General features: G+C 70.7%; 9 protein-coding genes. 5 read left to right on the top strand and 4 right to left on the bottom strand.

Annotation, left to right across the window (positions count from 1 at the left end):
- The first annotated feature begins 73 nt into the window (after positions 1 to 73).
- From MFF13_RS24220 to MFF13_RS24200, 5 genes are all read left to right on the top strand, one after another.
- Positions 74 to 838, top strand: coding sequence for an HpcH/HpaI aldolase family protein (locus MFF13_RS24220; RefSeq protein WP_147753504.1), 765 nt, complete (start codon positions 74 to 76; stop codon positions 836 to 838).
- A 430-nt stretch (positions 839 to 1,268) separates the two neighbouring features.
- The gene (locus MFF13_RS24215) at positions 1,269 to 2,153 is read left to right on the top strand and encodes a 2-hydroxy-3-oxopropionate reductase (protein WP_238273144.1); all 885 of its coding nucleotides are present in this window, start codon (positions 1,269 to 1,271) and stop codon (positions 2,151 to 2,153) included.
- 148 nt (positions 2,154 to 2,301) lie between these two features.
- Positions 2,302 to 3,675 carry an MFS transporter gene (locus MFF13_RS24210; protein ID WP_147753506.1) on the top strand — a complete coding sequence of 458 codons (1,374 nt, stop codon included), beginning with the start codon at positions 2,302 to 2,304 and terminating at the stop codon, positions 3,673 to 3,675.
- A gap of 26 nt (positions 3,676 to 3,701) precedes the next feature.
- Positions 3,702 to 5,297: a galactarate dehydratase gene (garD, locus tag MFF13_RS24205; protein ID WP_147753507.1), complete on the top strand. Its 1,596-nt coding sequence runs from the start codon at positions 3,702 to 3,704 to the stop codon at positions 5,295 to 5,297.
- Between the two features lie 109 nt (positions 5,298 to 5,406).
- On the top strand, positions 5,407 to 6,414 hold the full coding sequence (locus MFF13_RS24200) for an SMP-30/gluconolactonase/LRE family protein (protein WP_147753509.1): 1,008 nt from the start codon (positions 5,407 to 5,409) through the stop codon (positions 6,412 to 6,414).
- 128 nt (positions 6,415 to 6,542) lie between these two features.
- Here MFF13_RS24200 and MFF13_RS24195 read toward each other — a convergent pair whose 3' ends face one another.
- The 4 genes from MFF13_RS24195 to MFF13_RS24180 form a co-directional block, all read right to left on the bottom strand.
- A complete protein-coding gene (locus MFF13_RS24195) occupies positions 6,543 to 7,190 on the bottom strand; it encodes a GIY-YIG nuclease family protein (RefSeq protein WP_147753510.1) in 648 nt (215 codons plus the stop codon).
- 183 nt (positions 7,191 to 7,373) lie between these two features.
- Entirely contained in the window at positions 7,374 to 8,690 is a 1,317-nt protein-coding gene (locus MFF13_RS24190) for a hypothetical protein (RefSeq protein WP_147829647.1), read from the bottom strand.
- A 123-nt stretch (positions 8,691 to 8,813) separates the two neighbouring features.
- On the bottom strand, positions 8,814 to 10,364 hold the full coding sequence (locus tag MFF13_RS24185; protein WP_238273141.1) for a lipopolysaccharide biosynthesis protein: 1,551 nt from the start codon (positions 10,362 to 10,364) through the stop codon (positions 8,814 to 8,816).
- A partial coding sequence (locus MFF13_RS24180) for a glycosyltransferase (RefSeq protein WP_238273140.1) occupies positions 10,354 to 10,860 on the bottom strand: 507 nt, incomplete at its 5' end. The genes MFF13_RS24185 and MFF13_RS24180, both read right to left, overlap by 11 nt.

Genomic DNA, 10,860 nt, shown 5'->3' with positions numbered 1-10,860 from the left:
CGAGCGCCGGAATGACGGGGGTGGGGCGTCGAAACCGTCCGATTCAAGACCGATTCCAACAGGAGACCATCCGATGGACGTCCTCACCAACCGCTTCAAGGCGGCGCTCGGCCAAGGCCATCAGCAGATCGGCCTGTGGTGCAGCCTCGCCAGCCCGATCTCCACCGAGGTCGTGGCCGGCTCCGGCTTCGACTGGCTGCTCCTCGACATGGAGCATTCCGCCAACGACCTGCGGGACGTCTACGCCCAGGTCCAGGCGATGATGGAGAGCCCCGCCCACGCCATGGTGCGGGTGCCGAGCGACGAGGCGATCACCATCAAGCGCATCCTCGACACCGGGGTGCAGTCGCTGATGATCCCCAACATCGACGACGCCGACCAGGCCCGCCGCGCCGTGGCCGCCACCCGCTACGCGCCGCGGGGCGTGCGCGGCTTCTCGCAGGCGCCGCGCGCCGCCCGCTTCGGCCGCATCCCCGACTATCACGCCCGCTGCGAGGCCGAGATCTTCGTGGCGGTGCAGATCGAGTCGCGCCGCGCGCTGGACAACCTCGACGAGATCGCCGCCGTCGAAGGCGTCGACGGCGTCTTCGTCGGCCCCGGCGACCTCTCGACCAGCCTCGGCTACCTCGGCCAGCAGAACCATCCGGACGTGGTGGCGATCATCGAGGAGACCGTCGCCCGCATCGGGAAGGCCGGCAAGCACGCCGGCATCCTCACCGCCAACGAAGAGCTCGCCCACCGCTACATCGCCGCCGGCACCCGCTTCACCGCGGTCGGCTCCGACATGGGCCTGCTCGCCCGCCAGTCCGAGGCGCTCGCCGCCCGCTTCAAGGGCTGAGCCGAGATCCTCGCCCTTCGCGGGCGACCGGGCTCACACGTCTCGCCGCGCATCCCGAAGGCAGCGCGGGTTCCCCTCTCCCCGCGCGCGGGGAGAGGCCCGGCTGCCCCCCGTCGTGCAGCTGGGGAGCGGAGGCGAAGCCGAAGCGGGGGTGAGGGGGCGCGACCGGATGAGCCTCCTCCGGGGCGCCCCCCCCCCGCCGTCGGCTGCCGCCTCGCTTCGCCGACGACGAGGTCGCCGAAGCCCTCTCCCCCACCGAAGTCGGGCCTGCCCGATTTCGGCAGGCAGGTTCGGATCTCGGGCGAGCCCGAGATCCGTGCGGGGCGAGGGGATGCGCGCAAAGCGAACCGCCAGAATTCAGGGATGCGTGAATCCTGTCGCCCACGACGGGCGAGGGAGGACGCGCCGCGCCATTCCAGGAGACACCACCATGAACATCGGATTCATCGGCCTCGGCATCATGGGCGCCCCCATGGCCGGGCACCTGATCGCCGCCGGGCACAGCCTGTTCCTGAAAAGCCGCCGGGCGGTGCCCGAGGCCCTGGTCGCCGCCGGCGGCACGGCCTGCGCCACCGCCGCCGAGGTGGCGAGCCACGCCGACATCGTCATCCTGATGCTGCCCGACACCCCCGACGTCGAGGCGGTGCTGTTCGGCGCGGACGGCGTCGCCGACGCGATCAAGACCAGCAAGACCGTGGTCGACATGAGCTCGATCTCGCCGATCGCGACCAAGGACTTCGCCGCCCGCATCGCCGAGCGCGGCGGCGCCTACCTCGACGCGCCGGTCTCCGGCGGCGAGGTCGGGGCCAGGAACGCCGCCCTCTCGATCATGGTGGGCGGCGACGAGGCCGATTTCGGGCGCGTACAGCCGCTGTTTTCGGCCATGGGCAAGACCGTGACCCATGTCGGCCCGGTCGGATCGGGGCAGGTGGCCAAGGTCGCCAACCAGATCATCGTCGCGCTCACCATCGAGGCGGTGGCCGAGGGCCTGCTGTTCGCATCCAAAGCCGGCGCCGACCCGGCCAAGGTCCGCGAGGCCATCACCGGGGGCCTGGCCACCTCGCGCATCCTCGAGCTGCACGGCAAGCGCATGATCGACCGGACCTTCGATCCGGGCTTCCGCATCGGGCTGCACCAGAAGGACCTGAACCTGGCGCTGGAGGGCGCCCGCGCTCTCGGCGTCAGCCTGCCGGCGACCGCGCTGGCGCAGCAGCTGTTCTCGGCCTGCGTCGCCAACGGCGGCGCGGCGTGGGACCACTCGGCGATGGTCCGCGCCCTGGAGCTCATGGCCGACCACGAGGTCGGCGCCGCCTGACCCTGGCTCGATCGATCGATGCCGCGACGGCATCGATCGATCCATCGTTTGGATTGGAAGGTATCGACCGGGCGGACTAGTCTCGAACCCTGACGAAAACCGACCGCGACGGGCACGCATCCGTTGGGCGATTCCGCAGGAGGAAACCATGTCGCTGGCGATTCCGGTGCAGGCGGCGACGCGATTCCGCGTCCGCTACGTCATCCTCCTCGTGCTGTTCGCGGTCACGGTGCTGAACTACGCCGACCGGGCGATCATCTCGATCGCCGGCGTGCCGATCGCGCAGGAATTCGGCATCACGCCCGTGCAGATGGGCTACATCCTCTCCGCCTTTAGCTGGTCCTACGTCGCGGCCCAGCTCCCCGGCGGCTGGCTGCTCGACCGCTACGGCACCAAGTGGATCTATGCCGGCGGCGTGTTCTTCTGGTCGTTCTTCACCTTCGTCCAGGGCTGGGCCGGCTTCCTCGGCGCGGCTTCCGCGGTCACGGTGTTCTTCCTGATGCGGATGCTGGTCGGCGTCGCCGAGGCGCCGTCCTTCCCCGGCAACGCCCGCCTCGTCACCGCGTGGTTCCCGGCGGCCGAGCGCGGCAAGGCCTCGGCCGTGTTCAACGCCGCCCAGTACTTCGCGCCGGTGCTGTTCGCGCCGCTCACCGCCTGGGTCACCCAGAGCTTCGGCTGGCGCTACGCCTTCTTCGCCATGGGCCTGATCGGCCTCGTGATGGTGCTGCTCTGGGTCTGGCTGATCCACGACCCCGAGGACCATCCGAACGTCACGCCGGCCGAGCTCGACGAGATCGCCCGGGGCGGCGCGCTGGTGCAGGTCGGCGCAAGCCCGGCGGACCCCGCCAAGGCCGCGCGGGCCGACGCAGCACCGGCCGCCGGCACCGCGACGGTGAGCACCTGGGGCACCATCAAGCAGCTTCTGGGCAACCGGATGCTGCTCGGCATCTACGTGGCGCAGCACTGCATCAACGTGATGACCTACTTCTTCCTGACGTGGTTCCCGATCTACCTCGTCAAGCAACGCGGCATGAGCGTGCTCCAGGCCGGCTTCACCGCCTCCCTGCCGGCCCTGTGCGGCTTCGTCGGCGGCATCCTCGGCGGCGTGATCTCGGACGCCCTCCTGCGCCGGACCGGCTCGCTGAACATCGCCCGCAAGGTGCCGATCATCGCCGGCATGGTGCTCTCGATGGTGATCATCGCCTGCAACTACGTCGATTCCCAAGCCCTGGTGATCGGCCTGATGGCGGCGGCCTTCTTCGGCAAGGGCCTCGGGGCGCTGGGCTGGGCCGTCGTGTCCGACACCTCGCCCAAGGAGGCGGCGGGCCTGAGCGGGGCCTTGTTCAACATGTTCGGCAACACCGCCGGCATCACCACGCCGATCATCATCGGCTATCTCGTCCAGTCCTCGGGCTCGTTCGACACGGCGCTGGTCTTCGTCGGGATCAACGCGCTCGTGGCGATGAGCGCCTACCTCCTCCTCGTCGGCGACATCCGGCGGGTCGAGCTGCGTCGCGCCTGAGACCGACCGCCACCAGGGAGCATCCGATGCAGGACGCCGTGATCGACGCCGTGATCGAAGCCCCGCCGGCCCAGCCGGCCGGGCCCGCCTTGGGCGACGCCCCCCGCACCATCCGCCTGCATGCGAGCGACAACGTCGCCATCGTGGTCAACGCGTTCGGCCTGCCGGCCGGCACCGCGTTCCCGGACGGGCTGACCCTCGTCGAGTTCGTGCCGCAGGGCCACAAGGTGGCGCTCGCGGCGATTCCCGAGGGCGGCGCGGTGCGCCGCTACGGCGAGGTCGTCGGCATCGCGACGCAGGACATCCCTCGCGGCGCCTGGGTCGAGGAATCGCGCGTCGCCACCCCGACCGCGCCCGCGCTCGACGCCCTGGAGATGGCGACCCGCGTGCCGGCGCCCCCGGCGCCGCTCCAGGGCTACACCTTCGAGGGGTTCCGCAACCCGGACGGGTCGGTCGGCACCAAGAACATCCTGGCGATCTCGATCAGCGTGCAATGCGTCGCCGGCACCCTCGACGTGGCGATCCGCAAGATCAAGGCGGAGCTGCTGCCGCGCTTCCCCAACGTCGACGACGTGGTCGGGCTGACCCATGCCTACGGCTGCGGCGTCGCGATCAACGCGCCCCAGGCGGTGATCCCGATCCGCACCCTGCAGAGCCTCGCCCGCAACCCGAACTTCGGCGGCGAGGTGATGGTGGTGGGTCTCGGCTGCGAAAAGCTCGTCTCCGAGCGCCTGCTGCCGGACGGCGACGCGGCCGAGGACGGCGGCGTCGTGCGGATGCAGGACGAGCGCCACCAGGGCTTCGCGATGATGCTCGACAGCATCATGGCGATGGCGGAAGCCCGGCTCGAGATCCTGAACCGGCGCCGCCGCGAGACCTGCCCGGCCTCCGACCTCGTGGTCGGGCTGCAATGCGGCGGCAGCGACGCGTTCTCCGGCGTCACCGCCAACCCGGCGCTCGGCCATTGCGCCGACCTGATCGTCGCGGCCGGCGGCACGGTCATGTTCTCCGAAGTCACCGAGGTCCGCGACGCGATCCACCTGCTGACGCCGCGGGCCAAGAACCCGGCCGTCGCCGCGGCGCTGGTGCGCGAGATGGCCTGGTACGACGACTACCTCGCCAAGGGCGAGGCCGACCGGCGCGCCAACCCGTCGCCCGGCAACAAGAAGGGCGGGCTGAACAACATCGTCGAGAAGGCGCTCGGGTCGGTCGCCAAGTCCGGCACCTCGGCGATCTCCGCCGTGCTCGCCCCGGGCGAGCGGGTGACGGAGAAGGGCCTGATCTTCGCGGCGACGCCGGCGAGCGACTTCGTCTGCGGCACGCTGCAGCTCGCCTCCGGGATCACGCTGCAGGTGTTCTCGACCGGGCGCGGCACCCCCTACGGCCTCGCGCAATGCCCCGTCATCAAGGTCGCGACCCGCACCGAGCTCAGCCAGCGCTGGTCCGACCTGATCGACCTCGACGCCGGCCGCATCGCCACCGGCGACGCGACGATCGAGGAGGTCGGCGAGGAGCTGTTCCGCCTGATCCTCGACGTGGCGAGCGGGCGCAAGAAACCCTGGTCCGACCGCTGGGGCCTTTTCAACGACCTGACGCTGTTCAACCCGGCCCCGATCACCTGACAGCCTTCGCGACGCACGCTTGAGGGCGGAGGAGGCGCACGCCATGCGCCGGGCCCGCCGACGACGAGACGACATGCAGGCCGGGACGACGCCGGCCGGGAGGATCACCATGGGCGCCCTCGATCGCCGGACCCTGCTCGCGCTCGCGGGCGCCGCCACCCTCGGCCCAAGGGGCCGGGCGCTTGCCGCCTTCGAGCCCTCCGAGCGCCTGCCCGATCCGGCCATCGAGATCCTCGACCCGTCGTTCGCCAAGTACCGGATCTTCTCCGCGACGGTGGAGCGGATCGCCACGGGGTTTCGCTGGGCGGAAGGGCCGGTCTGGTTCGGCGACATGCGCTGCCTGCTGTTCAGCGACGTCGCGAGCGACGCGATCCTGCGGTGGGACGAGGCGACAGGCGCGACGAGCGTGTTCCGCAAGCCCGCGAACTACGCCAACGGCAACGCCCGCGACCGCCAGGGCCGCCTGCTCACCTGCGAGCACAAGACCCGCCGGGTCACCCGCACCGAGCACGACGGCACGATCACCACCCTGTTCGACGGCTTCGAGGGCAAGCCCGCCAACGCCCCGAACGACGTCGTCTGCCGCTCCGACGGCTCGATCTGGTTCACCGACCCGCCCTTCGGCCCCAACCCCTACGAGGCGATGGCCAGGCCCGAACGGCCGGGCCAGGTGTTCCGCCTCGACCCGCGGACCGGACAGGCCACGGTGGTGGTGGCCGACATCGCCGGCCCGAACGGGCTGTGCTTCTCGCCCGACGAGACAAAGCTCTACGTCATCGAATCCCGCGCCCAGCCGAACCGGCTCATCCGGGTCTACGACGTGGTGGAAGACGGCACGCGGCTGACCGACGACCGGGTGTTCTTCGATTGCGGCAAGGGCACCGCGGACGGGTTCCGGGCCGACGCCGACGGCAACCTCTGGTGCGGCTGGGGCATGGGCGCCGACCTCGACGGCGTCCTGGTGGTCTCGCCCGAGGGCAAGGCGATCGGCCGCATCCGCCTGCCGGAGCGCTGCGCCAACCTGTGCTTCGGCGGCGCCGACGGCAACCGCCTGTTCATGGCCTCGACGAAGTCGCTCTACGCGCTGTTCGTCAACACGCGAGGGGCGGTGCGGTAGGGGGTGTTTGCGACTTGGCGTTGCTGGTTCAAGACTGAAGCTGGGTACCGTCTGATAGGGATGGTCAGCCGAAATTAGACAGCGGCTGGGAAGCAGACCTTCGGCTTCGGCGATCGTACTAAAAGTCCTTAAGCGGACGGCTCGCCGTACGCGTCCTCGTAGAACTCAGAGATGGACCTGCCCTGGTAGCTCCAGAATGGGCCGGGCGCGACGCTGTATTCCAGCTGCATGACTTCACGGGTTGCCGCGGTAAGCGATAGCTCGTCTGTTCCGAGACGGACCTTTCGAGATCCGACGACGAACACCACGGCATCGTTCCGCGTACATTGCAACTCTGCACCGATAGGTATGCCCAAGACCGTGAAGTCTAGGTTTGGTCGGCGCGCGCGAAGCGCCCGTGTAGCCCCAAGTTCCTGTTCGGAAATCGAGGACGACTGATCCTCGACGACCTGCGTCGCGTCTTCGATGTGTAGGAGACGGAGGATTGCGAGTGCCTGCTCCGGTTCTATGCGAAAGAACTCCCGTCGCGCGTTAACGCGTTGAGGAGCAAAGGCAATGTGCAGGGCCTGCTCTACGCGAACCGCGTCCTCGACCCGGCAAGCAAAAACCAGCTCGAATGGCACTGGCACGCCCGTCGTGTAGAGCTGATCAAGCCGTGCCTGGGCTGTGTCCTGTGCCGTGCGGCCGATCTTAACGAGCCCAGGCATCGCGGGATTGGTTAGTAGGTAGACGATGCTGAGACCCGAGCCTGAACTTGTACGATCGATGCTATCCATAATCATCTGATACAGGAAATCTGCGGACAATGGCAATGGATCAGTTTGCTGCGGTGGTCTTGCAGGTCTCTGACCAAGCTGCTGTAGTTGATCTATTCGACGGCCCAAAAACAGACCGTCTGATCGTCCGCACTTGGTCGCAAGCCAACTCTCGCGCGCACACCCAGCCCCCGATCTCCCCGATCAAGTCAGCTCGACGAACGCGAGCCGGTCCGTCACCCCGACGGTCAGCGTCCGGAGGGGCGCAAGCGTCTCCACGCTCACGGAGCCGTCGTCGGCGAAGCGGTGGAGGCGGGCCGCCTTCGGCTCGGCCGACAGCGTCAGGGCGACGGCTTGCGCCGGCGCGTCGGGCCGGGCCCGGCGCTTGATGGGGTCCCAGCCGTCGATCCCGAGCCAGAGGGGCACGAGGACGGCGCCGTCGGCGCGCAGGAAGCGGACGGCCTGGAGGTCGCGCGGGGCCGCCTCAATCGCCACGTCGAGGGGGGAGGCAGGGGCCGCGGCTCCGGCGCGGAACAGGCGCATCAGGTTGGCGACCGCCCGGAAGGTCTGGGTCGGCGCGCCGTCGAAGCGCAGCAGGCCGAAATGGCCTTCCGGGTCGGCCTCGCCCCGGTCGACCGAGGCGATCAGCTCGTAGAGGTAGGTGCGGCGGATGCCCAGGAGGAAGCTCCACAGCAGCAGGCGCGGGGTGTAGCGCGCCCGCACGGCCTCCGAGACCGGGAAGTGGAAGCTCCTGGTGGCGAGCGCGGTGTGGTAGCCGTTCTCGGTGGCGAGCAGCGGGGCGCGGCCGAAGATCGGCCGGGCGGCGGCAATGAATCGGCGCAGGTCGCCGTTTCCGGTGGTCTCCGGGTGCTCCATGCCGGGGTACGGGTGGATGTTGCCGAAGTCGACGGCGTTAGCCAGCGACTCGGCGGCCGCGACGTTGGCCTGGACGTAGCTCGGCCCGGCGACCTTCAGCGCGCCGCCGGCGTTGCGCGCCGCCCGGTAGAGCGCGCGCTGGTGCTCGGCCGAGGCCTGCGGGCGGCCGGCGCCGGCGGCGATGTTGGGCTCGTTGCTGCCCTCGGCGATCTCGAGCCCGCCCGCGCACCAGGCGGCGACGTCGGGCAGGCGCCGGGGCGGCACCAGCGGCCCGACGTCGAGCCCGTCGTAGAAGACCAGGCTGAACCGGTGGCCGGCCCGCGCCAGCTCGGCGATCCGCTGGAATTGCGGCGGCGCCGACGCCTCCGCCCCCGGCAGCACGATGTCGTCGCGCAGGTGCCGGATCCCGAGCTCGTCGAGCGCCGCCGCGCAGCGTGCGAACCGGTCGACGTAGGGGGTCCCGCCGTGCCCGAAATGGGTGTTGACGCCGACGGAGCCGGTGAAGTCCGCGCAGGCGTGGGACGGCAGCGCGCCGGCAAGCGCAGGGCGCGCGGCCAGCGCCGACGCGCCGGCCGCCAGCACGAGGCGGCGGGTCGGCCCCGACGAGGCCGGAGGGCAGGGCAGGGCGGGCCCGCGTGGCGGCATCGATCGCACCTCACTGCTTAGACCATGTCTCATGGGTCAGATCCCATGAGGTCCGGCGGACTTCCGCCGCCCCGCAGTCGCGGGGGCCGAACCTCGATGAGCCGGGCTCACCGAGGTTCGGTGTTACGGCGTCGCGGGGATGGGTACCGCCTCGGCGCGCGGCGCGGCGGCGGTGGCCAGGGCGGCCTTGCGGTTCAGGATCAGCGCGACGCTCCGGCGCAGCGGCGCGCGCAGGAACAGAAGCGCGAGGATGCCGTAGACCAGGATGCCGAGGCCGATCGCCGCCGCGAGGCCCTCGTGGTCGCCGAGCTGCGCATAGAGCCGTTCCTGCACCAGCGAGACGGCGGCGCCCATCGCCACCGAGCAGGCGAGGATCGGCGCCAGCAGGGCCGCGATCCGAAGGTTGCCGAGCGGCACGAACCGGCCGGCGGACCGCACCACCAGCGGCGAGAACAGGTAGGCGCGCACCACGTGCCCGACGACGAGGGCCGACAGGCCGAAAGGCGCCGTCACCATCGCGGCCAGGATCGTGATCGTGAACTGCCCCGCCGACAGCACCAGGGCGGTGCCGGTCCGGTCGGAGGCGGTGAAGATCATCCACAGCATCGAGGTCGCGACGAATTCCGGCCCGAGCAGCGCCAGGATGCGCAGCACCGGCACCGCCTCGCGCCACTGCTCGCCGAACAGAAGCGGCACGAGGTGGGGCGCCACCACGGCCATGCCGACGAAGGCCGGCAGCGCCAGCACCGCCGACATCGCGACGAAGCCGTCGAAGGCCGCGGCCAGCTCGCGCGGCCGGTCCTGCAGCCGGGCGTAGGTCGGCAGCGCCACGGCGGCCAACGGGATCACCGCGACCTGGCTGATCAGGTCGATGCAGCGCCACGCCATGCGCAGCAGCCCGATGTCGGCGGTGGAGAGGAAGTAGGCGGCGACCACCTCCTGGCTGCGGATGCTCAGCGTCAGGAGCAGTTGGGTCGAGAACACGCGCGAGCCGAAGGCGAGCTGGCGCCGGGCGTGGGCGCGCACGAAGCGCAAGCCCGGAAGCCAGGGAAAGGCCGCCCAGGTCAGCAGCGTCGTCATGCTGGTGGCGAGCAGGCGCTGGATCACCAGGCTCCAGACCCCGAAGCCGTTCAGCGCCAGCGCGATCGCCACGCTGCCGCCGATCAGGTTGGCGACGAGCGCCCGGATCGCGAGGCTGCGGAAGCCGAACCGGCGCTGCAGCCGCGCCTCGTGGATCACGCCGGCCGCCGCGATCACGAAGGTGGCCGCCAGCGCCGCCAGCACCGGCTGGAGCTCCGGGATGCGCAGCATCCAGGCGACCGGCCACGACAGCGCGACGAGCGCCAGCCCGTAGAGGCAGCCGGAGGCCAATGCCACCCAGAAGGCGGTGTCCACGAAGCCGTCGTCGAGCCGCTCGGTCTGGACCACGAGGTCGGGCAGGCCGCCCCGCGTGACGATGAGCAGGATGTCGATGAACACGACCGCGACGGCGACGAGCCCGAACTCGCTCGGGTCGAGCAGGCGCGCGAGCACCAGGAAGACCACGAAACTCAGGACGACGTTGCCGACCGAGCTGACGGCGACCCACCCGGCCGCCCGCACGGAGCGGCCCGCCACGTCCTCCGGCGCCGCCGCGTCCGCTGCCGCGGCGGGGCCGAGGGGGCTAGGCGCCATGATGGAGGCCGTGCGCCGCCGACGGGTCCGGTGCGGTGCCGCGGCGCTCGGCGAGGAGCTCGGCATAGAGGTCGAGGTACTTCTCGGCGACGCGCTCGGAGGTCGATTCCCGCAGGACGTGCTGGAACGCGCGCTCGTCCGGCAGGTTCAAACGGCCGTTGGCCAGCACCGTGCGGATGCGGGCGGCGAGGTCGGGCGCGTCGCCCGCCCGGAACAGCCAGTCGGCGTTGCCCTCGCCGATCAGTTCCGGGATGCCGCCGGAATCGGCGCCGATCACCGGCACGCCCATGGCGTAGGCCTCGTAGACCGTGCGCGGGGAGGGCTCGGCCCAGAACGAGGGCACGACGAGGACGTCGATCTCGGTGAGGAAGTCCTTGGGGTCGACCCAGCCGACGAACTCGATCGGCAGGCCTTCGGCCTTCGCCTTGAAGCGCTCGATCGAGTCGTCCATCGCCTGGCCCGCGATCAGGCAGCGCCAGACCCCGGAGCCGTTCCC

This window comes from Methylobacterium cerastii (assembly GCF_022179125.1).
Lineage (GTDB): Bacteria > Pseudomonadota > Alphaproteobacteria > Rhizobiales > Beijerinckiaceae > Methylobacterium > Methylobacterium cerastii.
This window is presented reverse-complemented; position numbering and strand designations above follow the sequence as displayed.

What these genes read in the sequence shown, in the direction of transcription:
- garD (WP_147753507.1), top strand. Translation starts at nt 3,702, where the DNA reads ATGCAGGACGCCGTGATCGACGCCGTGATCGAAGCCCCGCCGGCCCAG.
- MFF13_RS24210 (WP_147753506.1), top strand. Translation starts at nt 2,302, where the DNA reads ATGTCGCTGGCGATTCCGGTGCAGGCGGCGACGCGATTCCGCGTCCGC.
- MFF13_RS24220 (WP_147753504.1), top strand. Translation starts at nt 74, where the DNA reads ATGGACGTCCTCACCAACCGCTTCAAGGCGGCGCTCGGCCAAGGCCAT.
- MFF13_RS24215 (WP_238273144.1), top strand. Translation starts at nt 1,269, where the DNA reads ATGAACATCGGATTCATCGGCCTCGGCATCATGGGCGCCCCCATGGCC.
- MFF13_RS24185 (WP_238273141.1), bottom strand. Translation starts at nt 10,364, where the DNA reads ATGGCGCCTAGCCCCCTCGGCCCCGCCGCGGCAGCGGACGCGGCGGCG.
- MFF13_RS24190 (WP_147829647.1), bottom strand. Translation starts at nt 8,690, where the DNA reads ATGCCGCCACGCGGGCCCGCCCTGCCCTGCCCTCCGGCCTCGTCGGGG.
- MFF13_RS24200 (WP_147753509.1), top strand. Translation starts at nt 5,407, where the DNA reads ATGGGCGCCCTCGATCGCCGGACCCTGCTCGCGCTCGCGGGCGCCGCC.
- MFF13_RS24195 (WP_147753510.1), bottom strand. Translation starts at nt 7,190, where the DNA reads ATGGATAGCATCGATCGTACAAGTTCAGGCTCGGGTCTCAGCATCGTC.